This window comes from Tenuifilum sp. 4138str (assembly GCF_041102575.1).
GTDB lineage: Bacteria > Bacteroidota > Bacteroidia > Bacteroidales > Tenuifilaceae > Tenuifilum > Tenuifilum osseticum.
In genome coordinates this window covers 368,364-389,042 of sequence record NZ_JBGCUE010000001.1, presented here as the reverse complement: position 1 = coordinate 389,042, position 20,679 = coordinate 368,364, and the positions used below count along the sequence as shown (strand labels likewise).

Genomic DNA, 20,679 nt, shown 5'->3' with positions numbered 1-20,679 from the left:
ATTATATCAGTAAATCGAGATCTAATCAATTAAAAATTAAACATATGAGTAAAGTAAACATCAAATTAGAACGCCTAGGCGAAATGTTCCCAGAAAATTGGACTGAGGAGCAACGCGCAAAGGGTAAAACTTTATTCTTAAAATACCTCAGCGAGAAGGCCCATAAGCATTACGGAGGTAAAATCCAAACAGCACCTAAAGCACCTGTGCTTGGCTTTAACTGGTTCAATGTTTGGTACACCCCAGGAGTCTCCAAAATATCAACAACTATACGCGATAATAACGATGCGTCATTTGAACTTTCGAACAGGGGCAATTTAGTTGCCGTTGTTAGCGACTCGACCCGTGTACTTGGCGATGGCGATTGCACCCCTCCGGGTGGTTTGGGAGTTATGGAAGGGAAAGCATTCCTGATGAAGTACCTTGGTGGTGTGGATGCTGTTGCTCTTTGTATTGACAGCAAGGGTAAAGATGGCAAGAACGACCCAGAAAAAATAATCGATTTTGTAAAGATGTGCCAGCACAGCTTTGGCGCTGTAAACCTTGAGGATATCTCACAACCTAACTGTTATAGAGTTCTCGATGTACTGAGGGAGGAATGTGTGATTCCGGTTTGGCACGATGATGCCCAGGGAACTGCATGCGTTACCCTTGCCGGGTTACTCAACGCTCTTAAACTGGTGGGTAAAAAGCTAAGCGATGTTCGTATTGTGTTCTTTGGTGCCGGAGCATCTAACACAACAATTGCCCGCTTAATTATTGCCGATGGTGGGGATCCTAAAAAAATGGTGATGTTCGATTCACATGGTGCTCTTCACAAAAATCGAGAGGATATAAAAGCAGATCATCGCTTTTATCGGAAATGGGAGATTTGCGAGCAAACCAATCCCGATTGCATTAACACCATGGAGGAGGCCATTAAAGGCGCCGATGTGTTAATATCGCTTTCCACACCAGGCCCTGACACCATTAAGCAGGATTGGATTAGGCTTATGGCCGATAAAGCCATTGTTTTTGCCTGCGCAAACCCAGTACCTGAAATTTACCCATATGCAGCAAAAGCAGCAGGGGCATACATTGTGGCTACGGGCCGTGGCGATTTCCCAAACCAGGTAAATAACTCGTTAGGATTCCCTGGAATACTTAAAGGAGCCTTGCTGGTTAGAGCCTCAAAAATAACCGATAACATGGCCATTGCCGCTGCTCACTCACTGGCAAACTACGCCGAAAAACGTGGAATAAACCCCGATAACATTGTTCCTACCATGGACGAGGCCGATGTATTCCCCGTTGAAGCAGCCGATGTGGCTGTACAGGCTGTTAAAGATGGCGTTGCCCGTAGGCCAATGAGCTGGGATGAGGCGTACAGCATTGCCAAAAAGGATATTGAATACTCTCGTTCCATGGTTAAGTCGTTGCACGATAACGGCTTCATAACCGACCCACCAGCCGAAATGCTTGAGGAAGCCCTTGAATGGACTATTAATCAGATTGAGGGGAAGTAAGGATAAAGGATAAAGGATAAAGGATAAAGGATAAAGGATAAAGGGTAAAGGGTAAAGGGTAAAGGTTAAAAGTTTGTTTAAAAGGCTAATACAGTTCTGTTTTGAGGAATATAAAATGCCTTTTCGAATCTGATTAAGGGGAGGGTTATTAGCAATAACCTCCTCTTATTTTGGTTTGTATGACTTCTTACTTTAGTTATCAAAGGTTTTGAATGGCAATAAGATTTTAATTAGGGTAGTCTTGTAAACAAAGAAATGTTAAATCATCCAACACCTAATGTGTTTCACGCTTAGCGTACAAGTTGAAAAGCATAGACTTGAGAAAGCCATGAATGCTCGGTTCAGAGAGGATTTTCGCTTTGAACCCTTCTACTTTGTATCAGCTTTTGATTTTCCTGTTATTCCTGTGGTTGCATCGGATAATCCAGAATATTTTACACCAATGAACTGGGGCCTAATACCCAACTGGGTAAAAACCCCTATTGAAGCTCAATCCATTAAAGGGAAAACGCTGAATGCACGATTCGAAAGCATTATTGAAAAACCATCGTTCCGATACTCTACAAAAAGCAACAGATGCATAGTACCTGCTACCGGTTTTTTTGAATGGCAGCATATACATGGAAAAAAAATACCTTGGTTTATTGGCTTAAATAATAATGAAATAATGCATTTAGCAGGAATTTACAGCACATGGACTAATACTGAAACAGGTGAAATGGTTGACACCTTTAGCATTATCACTTTACCGGCAAACCCATTACTCGAAAAAATTCATAATACCAAGAAACGAATGCCAGCCATACTAAAGCCCGAAAATGCAGAAAAATGGTTGGATAAGGATTTAAAAACCTCCCTTTACTCTGATATAATTAAACCCGTAGAACAGGAATACTTAAAGGCGTATACAGTTTCACCTATTGTTTCGAATCCTAAGGCTAACAGGAATGTTCCGGAAGTTTTGGAACCCTACTCATACCCTGAGCAACAATCGCTTTTTTGAACATTCAAGGTGAAAACCTGTTTAAACGCAACATCTGTAAATAATATGAAATTTGACCAACCCCTAATCCACGGCAGGTTTATTAAACGCTATAAACGATTCTTGGCCGATATTCTACTCGACAATGGGAATGTAGTTACAGCACATTGCACCAATTCGGGCTCAATGAAAAGCTGCCTGGAAGAAAACGCTGAGGTATTCATAAGCCCAAGCTCTAATCCAAACCGAAAGTTACCCTATACCTGGGAAATGATTAGGATTAATAATGGCTGGGTAGGAATAAACACCTCTAATCCCAACAGGATTGCCTATGATATTCTGAAAAACCATTGGATTGATGAGCTACCTACATTTAAAACTTTAATAAGAGAAGTCAAATACGACGATAGCCGTTTCGACATTTACGGTGAATCCGAAAATCAGAGATGGTTCTTTGAGGTGAAAAACGTAACGTTGAAGGAAGGGAGGTTTGCCCAATTCCCCGATGCTGTGACAACACGTGGGCAAAAACACCTAAGCACTCTGATTAAAGCTAAAGCTGAAGGTTACCATGTAGCTATGATATACATTATTCAACGCACCGATGTGGATATATTTGCTCCTGCTTGGAGTATTGACCCTGCATATGCTGAAGAGCTAATAAAGGCGTTTGATGCAGGAGTAAAACTATTTGCCGTTCAGGTCAATGTTACACCTGAAAGCATTGAGCCGTTAAAACTCCTACCCATTGATTTAATTCAAAAATGATATTGACTATTCAGTAACGCAGCTTTCACATTTACCGAACCAGCGGTAACGGTTACGAGCTATTATGTCATAGAAAAAATCCCTTATTGGAGTAGGTATCAGCAAGAATATTGACAGTATTGGCCAAAACCCACTAAGGTGCCAACAAATCAGTAATGCTGCAGTTGATTTTGTGTAAACTTTTCCCTTTAGAACGAAAACCACTGATTCTTTATACTGCCTATTAACCCCATAACGACTGACAATCAGACCTGCATCATTTGAGCCAAACGGCATAAAACTAAATAGTTGCCTTTTATCGTAACGCTTTATGAAGCGTACGCTTTTCTGGCATAGATTACACGATGAATCGTATAGAATTATATAAGAAAGGTGCTCCATACCATAGGAACACATTTTGAAAGGGATTTGTTTAGTAAACAAGGAATTTCCCGTTTTTTAAATCATCCATGAAGAAAAACTCCTTTTTAAGCAAATCTTTATAAAACCCAGTTTTTCTCTGTTCGTTTTTTAGCTGGATGCTGTCATCAGCATATTTTTCCTGGGCAATGCTATCGTATTTATGTACAAGGTATTCAGCATCTCTGAATTTCTTATCATAAATCTTGCACCAAATAATCTTATTCAGGTACTTAAGCTCATTTTTTTTATCTTTCTCAAGTGCCATTTGATAGTTTTCAACTGCCAAATCAATTTTGTTACCAGAGTTGTAAATATCTCCTGCTAGCTCATAAAATGATGCTACCAGCTCATCGGGTGGGTAAAGAAGCTTAATTGTATTACTTATAATATCCAGAGCCAGGTTGCGCTCACCAACATTCTGCAATGTTTTTGCGTAAACAAAATTTAGAAGAAAGTCGGTACTATCCATCTCATAAGCCTTTTTAAAGAGATTTTCTGCTTCCAGATATGAACCTTTGCTATGCTTGGCAATAGCAAGATTTTTTAAGGTAAAGAATGATGAGTCGCCAAGCGAAGCAATCCTTGCGAAAGTTATTTCGGCCTGACTATACTTTTTCATATCCGATTCAACCTTCCCCTTTAGCATAAGAATAGGCATATAAGTTGAGTCAACCTGATAGGCATCAAGAATATTCTCGTACACGTACTGTAATGGCACATTACTTTTAATCAGTTGAGCGAAGTATTTTGAAGCAACAAAAAGATTTTTTGAGTTTAACAGATATGCTTTATTGTATGCGGTCGTACTTTCAACTGTCATGTTCATTGCCTTGTACTGGTCACCCAGCATTTCCCAGTATTTTGCACTTGTCGAATCCAATTCAATTAGCTTTAGGAACTGTTCCAAGGCCTGTTTATGCAATGAACTACTCCTGAGCAGATTTGCATATCTGATTATTATGCTAGCATTCAAGGAATCATCTGCTAGTATTTGTTTGTAAAGGTCAATGGCTTTGGATGAATTACCAACACTCTCGTAACACCTGGCTAACCCTTTCTTCGCAAGCTGAGTGTCGATATTTGTAAGTTTTGAATAGTAAACCACCGCGCTATCCCACATGCTTAATCCCTCAAAAGCTATTGCCTTGAATTGGATTAACTCAGGTGATGAAGGCAACTCATTAATTTGTTCAAGAGCATCGGAATACTTACCTAATGCAATACTTGTTAGGATTTGGTTGCCAATTTGACCATAGCCTAGTAATGACATTACGCTTAATCCTATGCAAAATGTAATTCTTTTCATACTTTTGTTTTATTTGATTTGATAGTATAGTAATTTAACGCTTTATGTTGAACATTATTATATGAACAATGAAAAAGATATTGATTGCATTAACACTATTTGTTGCAGGCACAAACCTTTTGCTTGCACAAAACATTAATTACGATCCAGAGCTTGCAAAAAAACTAAATGCCGATGAATACGGTATGCGGTTATACACATTCGTTTTACTAAAATCGGGCGATAAGCAAAACCTTCCAAAAAGTGAAACAGACAGTATTTTTAGAGGTCATATGAACAACATTGTCCGTTTAGAAAACGAAGGTAAACTGTTTGTTGCAGGACCGTTTGGAGCAAACCCTTATGGTTACAGGGGATTATTCATTTTCTACGAAACTGACATTAAGAAAGTGGAAGAAATGGTTAATACCGATCCAGCAGTAAGTTCAGGAATCCTAAAACCCGAAATTTTTAACTGGTACGGTTCGGCTGCATTGCCCATTTACCTTGATTATCACAATAAAATATGGAACAAAATGCCATAGCCCAATTTGGATTTTAAAAAAAATCTTTTTAAGATTGCAAAAGAATAGATAACGATGAAACGATTAAGCAATATTTGGTGGTGGCACAAATTAATCCGAACACAGGGGGATTAGTTAGGCCATTGCTTTGCAATATTCAGCCGTAGGTTACCCCCTACGGCTTTTTTAATTTAATAAGTAGATGATGATTCAGTTTTACCGACAAATACAACAAATTACTGTTTTCGCTCCATGGTGGTGGCGGGGCCTCCCCGCATAGCTATTGTTTTACTGTGAGCTACGTGCCACAAAGGTTCAATTCATCTATCAAGTACATTTTTTCAAGTCATTTTTTTAACCCTAAAAATTTTATCATCATGGAAACAACAATTTCAAACATACAGCATGAATTTGTTCAGCCTTTAAGTAACATGTTAAAGTATAATGGCCGCTATGGCGAATATGGCGGAGCTTACGTTCCCGATGTTTTGGCAAAGCCACTGGAACGCTTGGCCAACGAGTTTGATAGGCTTACTAAGGATCCTAGTTTTCAGAAAGAGTTTGTACATCTACTCAAGCACTATGTAGGAAGACCCTCGCCCCTATACAGGGCAAAAAGGCTATCGGAACAAGTAGGATCGACCATTTATCTTAAACGCGAAGATTTAAACCATACCGGCGCTCATAAAATTAACAACACCATTGGACAAGTACTGGTTGCAAAGCACATGGGTGCAACGGAAATAATTGCTGAAACCGGTGCCGGGCAACACGGTGTGGCAACCGCCACTGCCGCTGCCCTTATGGGAATTCCTTGCAAGGTATTTATGGGAGCAAAGGATGCCGAGCGACAAGCGCTAAATGTGCGACGAATGAAACTTTTAGGAGCCGAGGTGGTAACAACTACAATGGGAACAGCAACTCTAAAGGATGCTGTTGACGCAGCCTTGATGTACTATATAGAACATCCCGAATCGTTTTACCTTTTAGGCTCACAGGTTGGGCCTCATCCCTACCCCAGAATGGTGGGTTACTTTCAAAGCGTTATTGGGAACGAAGCTCGTGAACAGATACTTATGCAGGAGGGGCGTTTGCCCAACGCAATTTTTGCTTGCGTTGGTGGTGGCTCCAACGCTATTGGTCTTTTCTCTGGTTTTCTGGACGATGTAGAGGTTGAAATATATGGTGCAGAAGGCGGTGGCGAAGCCATTCCCGGTAATACAGCAGCTACTCTTACATTTGGTAAACCAACAGTATTCCAGGGAACGCTATCCTACTGCCTGGTTGACGACAACGGAAACCCGTGCGAGTCGCACTCTGTAGCTGCTGGGTTAGACTATCCTGGCATCAGCCCGCAGCACGCTTACCTTAAGGATACCAGTAGAGCCAAGTATTTTGCAGTTACCGATACCGAAGCCATTAAAGCTTTTGAAATGCTCTCGCAGCTGGAGGGAATAATCCCTGCCATTGAATCGAGCCATGCGGTTGCGTTGGCAGCCAAAATGCTAAAAAACAAGAACCAGCTTGCCATTGTCAATCTTTCCGGACGTGGCGATAAGGATGTGGAAAGAGAGTTTTGAGGTAAGGTTTGGAATAATCGTTGCTGGTGTGAAGTGCCCTTAATGGGCACTTCGCTTTTTTAATGGGAAATGCTTGCCACTATCAATATTTTGCACGAAATTTGAAGAGAAAAGTGAAAAACATCGCCATGAAAAAAATCTTATTAATTCTCCTGCTTCCAATTGGGCTATTTGCAAACGCCCAGGAAATAACCAAAGTTGAAAATGCAGTGGGCCGACAGGTAATAGCAGGAAGTATTAGCGAAGATGAAGCTCGTGCCAAGGCAATTGCCCAAGCAAAAGTTGACGCTCTCAGGAAAGCCGGAGTAACCGAGCATATCCAATCGTATGAAATGCTTTACAAGAGCGAGATTGGGAATAAGTTTGATGAGGTTTTCATGAGCGATATGTTCTCTGAAATCCGGGGTGCAGTTAAAAAATACGAGATAGTAAAAATTGACAAAGGGATTGATGAGTTTAAGAATTTTTACGTTGAAGCTATAATTGACGCTGAGGTTATACAGTACACAACAGCTAAAGACCCTGCATTCCAGGTAAGCATCGATGGAATTAAGCAGGGTTACCAAAGCGGCGAACGTATGCGTTACGCGGTTACACCAACCCAGGATTGCTACCTGAATATTTTTAACCTTTACGAGAACAACGCTTCGCTTATTTATCCCAACCAGTTTGAGAAAAGCAGGCTATTTAAAGCGGGCGAAAAGGTCACCTTTCCTCTTAGCGAGCTTATTGATGGCTATACCCTTGAAAAGAGCGCAAAAGAGCCAGAAACGAATAAACTGGTTTTTGTGTTCACAAAAGATAACATACCATACATTAAGTATAAGTTGAACCAGGAAGGCGACCAGCTCACTACCTTTGAGGATATTTCGGCATGGTTATTCAGCATATCGCCCGATAGACGGGTTAACTACTTTATTCAATTCGTTATTTACTAGCTGCAATATCGGCAAACCAAAAAGTTTTAGGATTTCCGCTCTGGGGATTGGGGTATTCCTTTCTTATTTTGCTAATTACTTTTACCTCAATGGGTTTTTGAAATATTGGGCCAGCAGTAGCAAAGCTGTGAAACTCGCCATTTTCGCCGCAAGGGTCAACTCCACCAGGAAGTTTTTCAATGTAAGCTGAAGTATAGAACTGACCCACAAAACTCTCGTCAAGCAGGTCGCTATCAACACAGGTAATTATTGATTTAAAATGGTTATCAAGGAATTGGCGTGCCACTTCGGCCGACGTAAGACCCCAGAGTGGAAAAATGGGAGTTATACCAATTCCCTCCAACTGTCTTTCACGGTATTTCCTAATATCCTCAAGGAAAATATCACCAAATACGACCCCTTCAACCCCATCCTGTTTCATTCTGCTCATAAATGCTCCCATAATACTTTCGTATTCATCCATACTACAATTCTCAGGGAGGGTAATAACATGAAGCGGTATTCCAATTGCATCAGCCTGATATTTCAGCACGTCCAATGCAACACCATGCATTGAGATTCTATTTGTAGAAGAATTTACGGTGGTTACAAGACCAACAATGCTATGATTAGGGTCATTTATACATCGGTATAAAGCCAGAGCGGAGTCCTTGCCCCCGCTCCAGCTCATTAAACAATTCATATAAGTTCCTAGTTAAAAAGAACACCATTTGGACCAATACCCACGGAAACGGTTTTCTTTGGCCCGCTCCCATCGCTATTGTAAACCTTTAAATTACCTGCACTGGTAAAATTAGGCGCTTCAAGGGTATAAATATCACCGTTAATAGGATTTACATTAAACCCATAAAAATAACCTGAAACCAATGGGGTTTGATTAATTGAACTAGCAGCTATTTGCACATCGTAAATCCCATTAAACCCAAAACCTCCACCAAAGTAAATGGTTTGCTTATCAACACTGATATCGATATGCGATGGATGCATATCGTTGAATAAATTGACACTCTTCTCCACTGACATTGTTGAAGTGTTTATAGCCACAAGCGACGATGGTTTATGACCAGCAACATTCCAGTTTGCATCGTAAATTGTGGTACCTGAGCAAAGTACCCAAACCTTACCATTTGCATCAACGGTAAACTCTTTAGGGCAATAGCCAACATTTATAGTTTTTTCAACCTGAAGGGTTGAAGTATTTATTACTGTAACCGTTGAATCTACACCATAACCACCGCTATTAGCAACCCATACCTTACCGGCTGCATATATGATTCCCTCAGCACCTGTACCCACTGGAATTGAATCGATTTTTTCAGAGCCATTGGCGTTATATACCATTACAGCACCTTTTTGCCCCCAGCCATTCCATTGCGAAACAAATAATTTGCCATCGACCACCACGGCATAACGTGGGTTATTGAGATTACTAACTTCGCCTGTTTGAATAAAATCAGAACTATTAACAATCACAACCTTGCCGGAGTTATTTAGTACCAAGTAGATTTTTCCATTGGCCTTTACCCCACCCTGAAGCACGTCGCCCAATGGACGAGCATTAACATTCTCAAACACATTATTCACCACCGAGTCGGACTGGTAGCTAACCCAGCTCACCGAAGCATTTGACTGCATGAATGACCCTTCGTTGAGCACAATGGCTCCGTTTTCAAACTTCCCGGGCTTTTTGTCGTCCTTTTCGCACGAAAAAAATGCAAATGCCAAGAAGGCAAAAATGGTTAGGTTAAAAATTTTTCTGTTCATTTTTAAAAGTTTTTAAGTTGATTATTTAGTTGATTTGGATTGAAAATCGATATTTAACCGAATAAAGTAATTACGCAGGGGCATGGCATAGTTACGCATGAGCTGGTATTGCTCATTCCATACATTATTAACACCTACCCCAAACATGAACGCACTCCCCCATGCTTTACAGGAGTACCCCATATAAATATCACCAAGGTTGTATAAGGGCAAAGTGTTTAGCTCATCGGTATATCGCTCCGATGTGAAGGAATGGTTATACCCAAAATTAAACTGCCCGTAAATAATTGAGATTGATGCTCCAACTTTATGTCTGGGGATGTAAATCATGGGTTTGCCATTGTAGCTCCCGCTGTCGTATATCTTTGAATTAGTTAAAGTGTAACTTAAATCGGACATGATTGAAATTGGCTTCAACTTGACTCCAAGACTTATGAAACTTTCGAACCCTTCCGATTTGCTAGTTCTAATATTACTAGGTTTCCACCTATTGTTATCCTGTGCATCGGGTAACCAAACTATCCACCTATTTAACCTGCTAATAAAATAGGAACCAGAGAATTTGAGATTTATGGCATTCTGAATAATTGTGTAATCAAAGCCTAAATCGGTATTCCATCCATATTCCGGTTCCAAATTGGGGTTTCCCACCGCATAGGTGGTTGATGACCAATAAAGGTCGTTAAGCGTTGGCAAACGGTAGCTCGATGCGGCTGAAGCCCTTAGCATCAAACTTTTTGTGGCTTTATACTCCAGTCCACTTGAAGCAACCAATGGTATAAGCGAACCATCAACCAACTCATCGCGAAGCGAGAGGACAAGTTTAATTCTACTACCCAGCAAATGGCTTACAAGTGAGGAGTAAGCTGAGATGCGGTTCCGTAAGGCATTTTCAGTGTAACTTTGGGATAAAGCAATATCAACAGAATACCCCAAACCTACAACCAACTCCTGATGCTTAAGCATCGTTTTTTTTAGCTCAATCTCGTTTACAAGCTGCTTGTAGGTGTTCAAGCTGCTAATACCGGCAGCGGGATCGGTAAAATGATTATCGCCATTTATGAATGCGTTCCTGAGTTTGAGAGAAAAAAATGGCAAATCCCCTGTCAGGTTTGACGATACAGCAAAATTATTATCGAGCTGGTTTGCCTGGGAAATCTGAGAGCTGCTCATCAAAGTTTGGACATTCTTATCGTTATGGGTAAACCAACCCGAAATGTTCCAAAGTGCATTATTACCGAAACGTAATACAGCATCGGTTAATATCCCATGCTGAGCTGCTTGCGCATTGGTAATTCGCTCACGTGGGTTACCAAACTTGTAGGTATTGATGAATTCAAAATCGTTATCAGCAAACAATCCACTATACTTCAAGGATAATGCACTTTTTGAATTACCTATCTTTACTGAAGCATTAGCACCCCTTGTATTTCCGCTTCCATAGATAAAGCCAGTCCTTACTCCGTTTGGCTGAAGCAGTAGGCCCCCATTTTCAAGAATCACAATCCCCGATACTGCACCACTGCCATAAACTGTTCCGTTGCCACCATGCTGAACTGAAACCGAGCTAAACAGGCTAACCGGGAATTGCGAAAGGTTTACTCCTCCATTCAAGGGGCTTTGCAGGTTTATTCCGTTCCAAACCACAGCGGTATGCGATGATCCCCCACCCCTAACAGCAATTGTGGCAAGTCCACCAACTCCATATGAACGAATATTTACCCCAGTGGATTGAAGTAACTCGGTAAGGCTTTTGCCTTCAAAATTCGTCAACCTTAAAGTGTCAATTTTTATTGTGTTTGTCCCAATTGTATGGAGTTGGCGGTAAGTTGAGTAAATAGTAACCTCCTCCACACGTATTGTATCCTCAAGACACATTTGTGCTCTGACAGCAGTAATGCCCGAAATGGCAAGAGCGAATAAAATTACACCGACTCTAAAATACATTGCTACAAATGATTAACAGTTTTTAATCATTCGCAGCGCTCGGACTTAGTGAAAATAGAACAGAAAAAAGTTTGTGTTCTATCCTTCGCTTTTCACCCGAAAGCTACGAAAAAAGCAAATTGGCAGGTCTTCTGGCTTGCTCAACCTTTTACAGCCTTCCCATAATGCAATTACATTACAGTGGCAGGGGAGTAAAAGGCCTTTGAATGAGCTTACAGCTGCGGGGACAGCCCCGGATTTACACCGGGTTCCCTTTTAAGCCTCACTAGGCACCAATAACACTGCAATATTACTCCGTTTATATGAACTATGCAACAGCTCAGGGTTATGTTTTTGAACAGAATGTTAACACGGCATAAAGCATAGCGATTTAGTATCACATTTCAATGTCGTTTAGTTTACAAAAATATACATGCCTGTCATCCTGCGCGGCCTGTCCCGCCCTAGCGGGGAGCGAAGAATCTCTAATCGACCCCATGAGATGTTTCGCTTACGCTCAACACGACAATAGTTTCACGAACAGCGAACACCGCTTCCAGCCCCGTAGGGGAGTAATATTTGTAACCCTATGAATACTCCCATATGTAAGGCGATGCACGCAACACCTTTTCCAAAGAGCAACACTGAAGTGTTGCATCGCAAAGGGAAAGCATTACAAAGAGCTATTTAAACGTTCTTTCTTGTCTTGATACAAGAAAGAACCAAAGAAAATCAAGGCTGAAAAGCCCGACCCGATGGGTACCCCGCGGGTGGAACTGCCACGCGATACTATTCGCCACGCCTGTGGCGTGACTCATGTGGTATCGCTTTCTAGACCCATCGCCACGTTCCACCCCCGACCCATTGCCGGGTCAGGCTTTTATGCCTCTTCTTGCTTCTTCCGCTCCATTCCTTCTCAGGGAATAGGGCTGGGGGTGAGGTTGTTTCCCACATTCAACATAGAAGACCCCTCTATATCTCCCCTGAGAGGGGAGACTTTAGCCCTGCAATAAGGTTTCCTAATTGCTTCACCCCTCTCCTGTCAGGAGAAGGGCGGGGGTGAGGTCAATTTCATGAACCAACAAGCAACGAACAACTAACAACGCTTCCAGCCCCGTAGGGGCGTAATATTTGTAACACCATGATTATTCCCACATGCATAGCGATGCACGCATTACATTTTCCAAAGAGCAATGGGAAAGCGTTGCATCGCAACAGAAAAGCACTGCAAAGAGCGGTTTCCAAAAAAACAACAAGAATTAAAGGGTTTAAGGTAAAGCGATGCTTCGGCTAGCTCAGCATGACAAGTGAGCAGAAAGGAAGATAGGGTTTTTGTAATCCCGAGCAAAGTCGAGGGATCTCTTCAAAGGATTGAAAAAAATCAGCAATGAGATACTTCGGCGAAGTCTATCCCGATAAATCGGGACTCAGCACAACAGCGTGATGTTTCGCTTGTGCGCAACATGACAAAAAACCTTAACTAAACAACATTGAATCGCATTTTATCTACAAGTTACATTCCGATTGTGTTTCATTAATTTTTCCATGCTGATTTGGATTTTTAATAAAAGTTACTTTTATTTGCAGAACAACAAACCGCAAATGATAGCTACTAGTTATACCACTCTTCATCATCATCACCATTCACACTTCTGGCGAATGGCAGATGAGCATTTGGTATAACCAATAGTAAATCGATAAAGAGACTACCTTATTCAAGGGTCTGCCATTCAAAAGGCAGACCCTTTCTGCTTTTAGTAAATCACCAAAACAAGTTGATATGAACACAAAAATTACCCTGGCCATCCAAAAAAGCGGCCGATTAAACGAAGGAACCATTGAGTTACTGAACCGATGCGGAATAAAAATTTCAAACGGAAACAATCATCTTAAAGCGTTGGCTGAGGGTTTCCCAATGGAAGTACTACTGCTCAGGGATGACGATATTCCGCAATACGTTGCCGATGGGGTTGCCGATATAGGCATTCTTGGATACAACGAGGTTCTTGAGAAAGGGAAAGATATCGAGGTTATCCGTGAACTGGGCTTTTCCAGATGCCGGCTTTCCATTGCTGTTCCCCGCGATGTAAACTATAGTGGCAGGCAATGGCTATCGGGAAAGCGGATAGCAACATCGTATCCTGAAATCCTTAAAAAATTCCTGAACCAAAACGCAATCGATGCTGATATTCACACCATTAGCGGTTCAGTAGAAATAACGCCTGGAATTGGTATGGCCGATGCCATTTTCGAAATTGTAAGTAGCGGAGGAACATTGCTTAGCAACAACCTCAAAGAGGTTGATGTTATAATGAAAAGCGAGGCTGTTCTTGTTGCCAATAAGAACTTAGATGAGCAAAAGAGCGAACTCCTTAAAAAGCTTGAGTTCCGGATTGAGGCTGTTCGTAAAGCACAGCGCAACAAGTACATACTACTAAATGCTCCAAAGGATAAGCTGAACCAAATCATTAGCCTGATACCTGGGATGAAAAGCCCAACCGTTTTACCATTGGCTATCGAGGGGTGGTGCTCACTTCACTCGGTAGTCAACGAGGATGATTTTTGGGAAGTTATTGGTAGGCTGAAAGATGCTGGTGCCGAGGGAATACTTGTAGTGCCTATAGAAAAAATGGTTATTTAAAAGCTAAAGCTATGGTTACAATTACTGATAAAACCAACATTAACTACTCCGAGCTACTTAAGCGACCGGTTGAGTATAACCCTGAGATAAGAGTTTCTGTTCAGGAAATTATTGAAAAGGTCAGGGTTCAGGGCGATTCTGCCCTACGGTTGCTAACCAAAAAGTTTGATGGTATCGATATCGATAGGTTTGAGGTTGATGAACAAACCATCGCTAGTAGTCAAAATCAGGTTGGGGAAAATCTTAAAGCTGCAATTGAAATAGCCGCAAGGAACATTGAAAGGTTTCACTCAGCCCAAAAAGTAAGCGACGTTGAAGTGGCTACTATGCCTGGTGTAAGTTGCAAACTTGTTTACCGACTCCTGGAACGCGTAGGGCTGTATGTTCCGGGTGGAACAGCCCCACTAATATCGACAGTGCTTATGCTTGGCGTCCCTGCAAAGGTAGCCGGATGCAAAGAGCTTATTGTTTGCACTCCTCCGCCAGTAAACCCAATAATTCTTTATGCTTGCAGCTTAGTTGGAGCAAAGGTATTCACGGTTGGTGGTGCACAAGCCATTGCTGCCATGGCATTTGGAACGGAAACCATTCCCAGGGTTGATAAAATTTTTGGGCCAGGGAATAACTATGTAACCGAAGCAAAAATGCAGGTTTCTGCCATGGGAATTCCTATTGATATACCTGCCGGGCCATCGGAGTTACTTGTAATAGCCGACGAAAGCGCCATTCCACAATTTGTTGCTGCCGACCTCCTATCGCAAGCAGAACATGGGGCCGATAGCCAGGTTGTGCTAATAAGCAACTGCAACTCAATCATTAACGAAACTTTAGATGAGATTAACAAACAGGTTAAAAATCTACCTAGAATGAACATAGCGCTAAAAGCGCTTGAAAACAGCTATGCCATTAAGGTGGAAACAGTTGAACGAGCAATTGAAATAAGCAACACCTATGCCCCGGAACACCTGATACTTGCAGTTGCAAGTCCTGAAAAATATGAGACAATGATAAAGAATGCGGGTTCGGTTTTCATGGGGAATTACACACCCGAATCGGCAGGCGATTACGCAAGTGGAACCAATCATACACTTCCTACAAGCGGATTTGCAAGGAGTTGGGGTGGCGTAAACCTGCTTTCGTTCACAAAAACCATTACTTACCAGTCAATTACCCCTGAAGGGATTCAGGAACTTGGTAATTGCATAGTTGAGTTAGCCAACGCTGAACGATTGACAGCCCACGCCAATGCAGTGAAGCTAAGAATGGAAAAACTAAGTAATCAAAGTTAACACCATGATGACACTAAGTGAGACATTAGAACTGGTTCGCCCAAATATTATGAGGCTAAAACCTTACTCATCGGCGCGAAATGAGTTTACTGGAGGCAATGCTATTTTGCTCGATGCTAACGAAAACCCTTACAACCTTTGGAACGACGATTTGACTGTAAACCGCTACCCCGACCCACTGCAGCGTGAAGCAAAACTGAAAATAGCAAAAATCAAGGGAATTTCACCTGAGCAAATTTTTCTGGGCAATGGTAGCGATGAAGCGGTTGACCTATTAATACGTTGCTTTTGTGAACCATTAACCGATAGCATTGCAATATTTTCACCAACCTATGGGATTTACTCGGTTTGCGCTGATGTAAACAACGTGCAGGTCAAAGAATTTATTCTGAACAACGATTTTAGTATCAACCTCCAACAATTCTTTAATGGTATATCACCTAGCACTAAAGTTGTATTCATATGTAGTCCGAACAATCCCACAGGCAATGCTCAACCGATTGGAACAATTGAGCAAATTCTATCAAAATTTAGGGGAATAGTTGTGGTTGATGAAGCCTATATCGATTTCTGCCCTGAAAAAACTTCTCTTAGCCTCTTAAACCGATACCCAAACCTAGTTGTTTTGCAAACCTTTTCAAAGGCCTGGGCTATGGCAGGAGCTCGAATTGGGATTGCTTTTGCAAACCCCAAAATAATTGCCACACTTAACAAGGTTAAGTTCCCATACAACATTGGTGTACCCTCTCTTTCAGTTCTATCTAGAGCCATAGAGCAATATTCAAACACAAAATCGTTGATAAGTCAGATAGTTAGCGAAAGGGAACTTTTAAGATTAAGACTTCAACAATTGTCGTGTGTTAAAATGGTTTATCCTTCGGATTCAAACTTTTTGCTGGTAAAGACCACCGATGCTAACTCCGTATATAATTATTTGCTGAACAATGGAATAGTGGTACGAAACCGCACCCATGAACCATTGTGCAATAACTGTTTACGTATTACAGTGGGTAAACCCTATGAAAATAGCAAGTTAATTCAGATCCTTAACACGTACAGGCCATGAAACCAATACTTTTTATCGATCGCGATGGCACCTTAATAAAGGAGCCTACAGATTACCAAATTGACAGCTTTGAAAAGCTGGACTTTATGCCTGGAGTTTTTTCATGGCTAGGACGAATATGCAAGGAATTTGACTATTACCTGGTAATGGTAACCAATCAGGATGGTCTTGGAACGTCCAGTTTCCCTGAGGATAGTTTTTTAGGCCCACACCAGGTAATGCTTAGAGCACTTAAAGCAGAGGGTATTCAGTTCGATGAGATACTTATTGACCGTTCCTTCCCTGACGAGAATTTACCCACACGCAAACCTGGCATTGGCTTGGTTAAACATCTTCTAAATGCAGATTTTGACATTGCCAACTCCATTGTTATTGGCGATAGGGAAACCGATGAGTTATTTGCCAGAAACATTGGATGCCAAGCAATTCGCCTTGGAACTCATGCAACCATACCAGGTAGTTTTACTGCTTTGAACTGGGAAGAAGTTTATAACCTAGTAAAGCCTAAAAGGCTTGCTGCAATTTCACGTAAAACCAACGAAACTGACATCGCTGTAAACATTAACCTTGATGGAACAGGCCATGCAAAGGTAAATACAGGCATTGGATTCTTTGACCACATGCTTGAGCAGTTCGTCAAGCACTCAGGAATAGATATTGACATTGTATGCCATGGCGATTTACGGGTAGACGAGCACCACACCATTGAGGATGTGGGCATTGCTCTTGGCGAGGCGTTACGAAAGGCTCTAGGCGATAAGGCTGGTATTTCGCGATACGGATTTGCCTTACCCATGGACGAAAGCAGAGCAATGGTGTTGCTTGATTTTGGCGGTAGGCCATACTTGGTATTCAAGGGCAGTTTTTCTCGCGAATTCGTTGGACAAATGCCAACCGAAATGGTTAAGCACTTTTTCCATTCGCTTGCCTACTCCGCCCAAGTAACATTGCATATTGATTTTGATGGCGAAAACGACCACCATAAGGTGGAAGCAATTTTTAAGGCATTTGCACGGAGCCTTGGAATGGCAATTAAAAAGGATGGTAATAGTATTCCCAGCACAAAAGGTATTATTTAACTATGAAAATGAATATTACCATAGGTATAATTCAATACGGAGCCGGCAATCAGGCTTCGGTAATGAATGCTCTGGACCGCTTAGGTGTGAAAAATATTCCAATTGTCACGCCACTGGATATCAGCAAAGCTGACAAGCTAATTATTCCCGGGGTTGGACATGCCAAAAGAGCAATGGAACAGTTAAAGGAAACTGGGCTTGATGCCGCTTTACAGGAAGCCACTATTCCGTTGCTTGGCATTTGCCTGGGTATGCAACTCCTTGGGGAGAAGAGCGAGGAGGGTGATGCCACTTGCCTGAGGTTATGCAGCTTTAATACTGTTAAGTTTAATTTATCGCTTAAAATACCCCAAATGGGTTGGAACAAAGTAACGCTAAGCAGCAATCCGTTATTCAGTGGATTGCCCCAAGAGGAATGGTTCTACTTTGTTCACAGCTACTATGTTTCTAAAAACCAGTACACGATTGCCACTTGTAACTATGGCATTGAATTTACTGCAGCAGTTCAGCATAAAAATTTTTGGGGAGTTCAATTTCACCCCGAAAAAAGCGGAAAAGTAGGATTACAAGTACTTAAAAACTTTATAGAGCTATGTTAGTAGTGCCAGCAATCGATATAATTGATGGGAAATGCGTTAGGCTATTCCAGGGCGACTTTTTAAAAGTTAAGGAGTATGATTTAAATCCCGTTGACCAAGCCAAAGTATTTGCCGATATGGGATTGGAACACCTACACCTTATCGACCTTGACGGTGCAAAAGAGGGCGCTCCCAAGAACCTTAGGGTTCTGGAACAAATTGTAAAATCCACCTCCCTAAAAGTCGATTTTGGAGGGGGACTCCGCGACTTAAACTCAGTAAACCTTGCTATCAGCGCTGGGGCATGGAAGGTTAACCTCGGTTCAATGCTTTTACAGGCCAATGAATCGTTTATGAACGATATACCAACCCAGAAAGTTATAGCCGCAGTGGATTGTGAGCACTTAATGGTTAAAACTAATGGGTGGCAAAATCAAACAAGGGTCAGAGTTGACGAGCTTTTAAATCGCCTATTAAGTATGAGAATTGAACATTTCACTATTACTGACATAAGCCGCGATGGTACATTAACCGCACCCGCTTTTAGCCTTTACGAAGATTTACGACAGAAATTCCCCGATGTAACAATTTGGGCTAGCGGAGGAGTTAGCTCTGTAGCTGATGTTATTAACCTTAAAAAAATGGCCATAAATGGAGCTATTGTTGGTAAAGCATACTACGAGAACAAGATTAACCTAAAAGAACTACTACAATGCTTGCAAAACGAATAATACCATGCCTCGACATCAAGAATGGCCGAACCGTTAAAGGTGTGAATTTTGAAAACCTTGCCGATGCGGGCGATCCAGTATATCTGGCCGAAAAGTATTACAACGAAGGAGCCGATGAGCTAGTGCTGCTGGATATCTCCGCTACCCTTGAGGGGCGCGAAACCTTTATTGAAGTTGTGCGCAATGTGGCTAAAGCTATAGCTATTCCTTTCACTGTTGGTGGGGGAATAATTTCAGTAGATCAAGCTGAAAGGCTTATTAAAGCCGGCGCGGATAAGATTTCCATTAACACTGCCGCAATTCAGAAACCAGAGCTTATTGGCAAAATGGCCTATGCCTTTGGAAGGCAATGTGTGGTTGTTGCCATCGATACTATGCTTACCGATAAAGGCTGGGAGGTTGTAAGCCATGCAGGAACAAAAAGAACGGGCATAAAAGCCCTTGAATGGGCAAAAACCTGCGAAATACTTGGAGCTGGTGAAATACTTCTCACTTCACACACATCCGATGGAACAAGGGAAGGGTTTGCAGTTGACATCACCCGAAAAATTTCCCAAAGCATAAGTATTCCTGTCATTGCATCGGGAGGCGCAGGATTGCCTGAGCATTTTGCAGAAGTATTAACCACAGGCATGGCCGATGCAGCCTTGGCTGCAGGCGTGTTCCATTACGGCATACTTTCAATTCCACAGGTAAAAAAATATTTACAAAGCAGAAATATTGAAGTTAGATACTAATAAAACAGATGCTATGACTACACTAAATTTTGACAAACTAAATGGATTGCTTCCTGCAATTATTCAGGATGCAGCCACAGGTAAAGTGCTAATGCTTGGGTTTATGAACCGCGAAGCACTTGAAGTTACACGTAAAACGGGGCTTGCCACATTCTACAGCAGAACTCGCCGACAAATATGGACAAAAGGCGAAACCTCAGGAAATTTTCTTAAGGTAATGGAGATAATTCCCGATTGCGATGGCGATACGCTTTTGGTAAAGGTTACACCACAAGGGCCGGTGTGTCACACAGGAAACGATACCTGTTTCAATGAGACAAATGGGAACACCCTAGGCTTTATTGATTACCTTGAGGATATAATTGAAAACCGCAAGCAAGCAAGTGCCGACCAAAGCTACACAGCCAAACTTTTAGCTGCAGGCACCAAACGCATAGCCAAAAAGGTAGGCGAGGAAGCCGTTGAGCTTGCGCTTGAGGCCGAAAATGGTACCGACGAGCGATTGCTCGACGAAGCCGCCGATTTGATTTACCACACCCTGGTTCTGCTATCGAGCCGTAACCTTAAATTCAGTAAAGTTATTGAAACACTCAGAACCCGACACACCGATTCAAAAGTGAGCAACAGTGAGGTTGAAGATTTTAAGCGAGGCGAAAAACAGTGGGGCAAGTAAAAATGATGTACGGTGTTTTATTTTTTGAAAGTAATGATTAATTTTGCGCTTCGAAATATCGAAGCCGGTCCGGTAGCTCAGTTGGATAGAGCAACAGCCTTCTAAGCTGTGGGTCGTGGGTTCGAATCCCGCCCGGATCACTTACTGAAATTCACATTAACAGAAGGCTATTCCAAGTAAGGATAGCCTTTTCTTTTTATCTAACAGTTCA

20 protein-coding genes, 1 tRNA gene and 1 riboswitch are annotated in these 20,679 nt (G+C 41.8%); of the genes, 16 read left to right on the top strand and 5 right to left on the bottom strand.

Annotated elements, in window-relative coordinates:
* Positions 1 to 44 precede the first annotated feature (44 nt).
* The 3 genes from AB6811_RS01655 (at position 45) to sfsA (ending at position 3,255) form a co-directional block, all read left to right on the top strand.
* Positions 45 to 1,505: an NAD(P)-dependent malic enzyme gene (locus tag AB6811_RS01655; protein ID WP_369488463.1), complete on the top strand. Its 1,461-nt coding sequence runs from the start codon at positions 45 to 47 to the stop codon at positions 1,503 to 1,505.
* 277 nt (positions 1,506 to 1,782) lie between these two features.
* Positions 1,783 to 2,508 carry an SOS response-associated peptidase gene (locus tag AB6811_RS01650; RefSeq protein ID WP_369488462.1) on the top strand — a complete coding sequence of 242 codons (726 nt, stop codon included), beginning with the start codon at positions 1,783 to 1,785 and terminating at the stop codon, positions 2,506 to 2,508.
* A 45-nt stretch (positions 2,509 to 2,553) separates the two neighbouring features.
* The gene (gene sfsA, locus AB6811_RS01645; protein WP_369488461.1) at positions 2,554 to 3,255 is read left to right on the top strand and encodes a DNA/RNA nuclease SfsA; all 702 of its coding nucleotides are present in this window, start codon (positions 2,554 to 2,556) and stop codon (positions 3,253 to 3,255) included.
* 6 nt (positions 3,256 to 3,261) lie between these two features.
* Here sfsA and AB6811_RS01640 read toward each other — a convergent pair whose 3' ends face one another.
* Together AB6811_RS01640 and AB6811_RS01635 are read right to left on the bottom strand one after the other, a co-directional pair.
* A complete protein-coding gene (locus tag AB6811_RS01640; RefSeq protein ID WP_369488460.1) occupies positions 3,262 to 3,636 on the bottom strand; it encodes a thiol-disulfide oxidoreductase DCC family protein in 375 nt (124 codons plus the stop codon).
* Between the two features lie 31 nt (positions 3,637 to 3,667).
* Positions 3,668 to 4,963: a tetratricopeptide repeat protein gene (locus AB6811_RS01635; RefSeq protein ID WP_369488459.1), complete on the bottom strand. Its 1,296-nt coding sequence runs from the start codon at positions 4,961 to 4,963 to the stop codon at positions 3,668 to 3,670.
* Positions 4,964 to 5,031: 68 nt separating this feature from the next.
* Between AB6811_RS01635 and AB6811_RS01630 the strand changes: the two genes are divergently transcribed.
* The 3 genes from AB6811_RS01630 (at position 5,032) to AB6811_RS01620 (ending at position 7,984) form a co-directional block, all read left to right on the top strand.
* A complete protein-coding gene (locus AB6811_RS01630) occupies positions 5,032 to 5,487 on the top strand; it encodes a YciI family protein (RefSeq protein WP_369488458.1) in 456 nt (151 codons plus the stop codon).
* A gap of 356 nt (positions 5,488 to 5,843) precedes the next feature.
* Positions 5,844 to 7,046, top strand: coding sequence for a tryptophan synthase subunit beta (gene trpB / locus AB6811_RS01625; RefSeq protein ID WP_439655705.1), 1,203 nt, complete (start codon positions 5,844 to 5,846; stop codon positions 7,044 to 7,046).
* A 128-nt stretch (positions 7,047 to 7,174) separates the two neighbouring features.
* A complete protein-coding gene (locus tag AB6811_RS01620; protein ID WP_369488457.1) occupies positions 7,175 to 7,984 on the top strand; it encodes a DUF4384 domain-containing protein in 810 nt (269 codons plus the stop codon).
* Here AB6811_RS01620 and AB6811_RS01615 read toward each other — a convergent pair.
* From AB6811_RS01615 to AB6811_RS01605, 3 genes are read right to left on the bottom strand one after another with little or no spacing between them, the layout of a single operon-like run.
* A complete protein-coding gene (locus AB6811_RS01615; RefSeq protein ID WP_369488456.1) occupies positions 7,974 to 8,666 on the bottom strand; it encodes a Dph6-related ATP pyrophosphatase in 693 nt (230 codons plus the stop codon). The two genes, AB6811_RS01620 and AB6811_RS01615, sit on opposite strands and share 11 nt — an antisense overlap.
* A gap of 8 nt (positions 8,667 to 8,674) precedes the next feature.
* Entirely contained in the window at positions 8,675 to 9,748 is a 1,074-nt protein-coding gene (locus tag AB6811_RS01610; RefSeq protein ID WP_369488455.1) for a YncE family protein, read from the bottom strand.
* 21 nt (positions 9,749 to 9,769) lie between these two features.
* On the bottom strand, positions 9,770 to 11,695 hold the full coding sequence (locus tag AB6811_RS01605; RefSeq protein WP_369488454.1) for a TonB-dependent receptor plug domain-containing protein: 1,926 nt from the start codon (positions 11,693 to 11,695) through the stop codon (positions 9,770 to 9,772).
* A 104-nt stretch (positions 11,696 to 11,799) separates the two neighbouring features.
* Positions 11,800 to 11,987: riboswitch (cobalamin riboswitch) on the bottom strand.
* A 442-nt stretch (positions 11,988 to 12,429) separates the two neighbouring features.
* Between AB6811_RS01605 and AB6811_RS01600 the strand changes: the two genes are divergently transcribed.
* From AB6811_RS01600 to AB6811_RS01555, 10 genes are all read left to right on the top strand, one after another.
* Entirely contained in the window at positions 12,430 to 12,687 is a 258-nt protein-coding gene (locus AB6811_RS01600) for a hypothetical protein (protein ID WP_369488453.1), read from the top strand.
* Positions 12,688 to 13,454: 767 nt separating this feature from the next.
* The gene (hisG, locus tag AB6811_RS01595; protein ID WP_369488452.1) at positions 13,455 to 14,315 is read left to right on the top strand and encodes an ATP phosphoribosyltransferase; all 861 of its coding nucleotides are present in this window, start codon (positions 13,455 to 13,457) and stop codon (positions 14,313 to 14,315) included.
* An 11-nt stretch (positions 14,316 to 14,326) separates the two neighbouring features.
* Entirely contained in the window at positions 14,327 to 15,604 is a 1,278-nt protein-coding gene (gene hisD / locus AB6811_RS01590) for a histidinol dehydrogenase (protein WP_369488451.1), read from the top strand.
* Positions 15,605 to 15,608: 4 nt separating this feature from the next.
* Positions 15,609 to 16,670 carry a histidinol-phosphate transaminase gene (gene hisC / locus AB6811_RS01585; RefSeq protein ID WP_369488450.1) on the top strand — a complete coding sequence of 354 codons (1,062 nt, stop codon included), beginning with the start codon at positions 15,609 to 15,611 and terminating at the stop codon, positions 16,668 to 16,670.
* Positions 16,667 to 17,749: a bifunctional histidinol-phosphatase/imidazoleglycerol-phosphate dehydratase HisB gene (hisB, locus tag AB6811_RS01580; protein ID WP_369488449.1), complete on the top strand. Its 1,083-nt coding sequence runs from the start codon at positions 16,667 to 16,669 to the stop codon at positions 17,747 to 17,749. Before hisC ends, hisB begins: the two co-directional genes overlap by 4 nt.
* Positions 17,750 to 17,751: 2 nt before the next feature.
* Positions 17,752 to 18,348 carry an imidazole glycerol phosphate synthase subunit HisH gene (gene hisH / locus AB6811_RS01575; RefSeq protein WP_369488448.1) on the top strand — a complete coding sequence of 199 codons (597 nt, stop codon included), beginning with the start codon at positions 17,752 to 17,754 and terminating at the stop codon, positions 18,346 to 18,348.
* On the top strand, positions 18,342 to 19,058 hold the full coding sequence (locus tag AB6811_RS01570) for a 1-(5-phosphoribosyl)-5-[(5-phosphoribosylamino)methylideneamino]imidazole-4-carboxamide isomerase (RefSeq protein ID WP_369488447.1): 717 nt from the start codon (positions 18,342 to 18,344) through the stop codon (positions 19,056 to 19,058). Before hisH ends, AB6811_RS01570 begins: the two co-directional genes overlap by 7 nt.
* The gene (gene hisF, locus AB6811_RS01565; protein WP_369488446.1) at positions 19,040 to 19,795 is read left to right on the top strand and encodes an imidazole glycerol phosphate synthase subunit HisF; all 756 of its coding nucleotides are present in this window, start codon (positions 19,040 to 19,042) and stop codon (positions 19,793 to 19,795) included. The genes AB6811_RS01570 and hisF overlap by 19 nt, the downstream gene beginning before the upstream one ends.
* 13 nt (positions 19,796 to 19,808) lie before the next feature.
* Positions 19,809 to 20,468 carry a bifunctional phosphoribosyl-AMP cyclohydrolase/phosphoribosyl-ATP diphosphatase HisIE gene (hisIE, locus tag AB6811_RS01560; RefSeq protein WP_369488445.1) on the top strand — a complete coding sequence of 220 codons (660 nt, stop codon included), beginning with the start codon at positions 19,809 to 19,811 and terminating at the stop codon, positions 20,466 to 20,468.
* Between the two features lie 66 nt (positions 20,469 to 20,534).
* Positions 20,535 to 20,608 (top strand) — tRNA-Arg (locus AB6811_RS01555).
* Positions 20,609 to 20,679 lie beyond the last annotated feature (71 nt).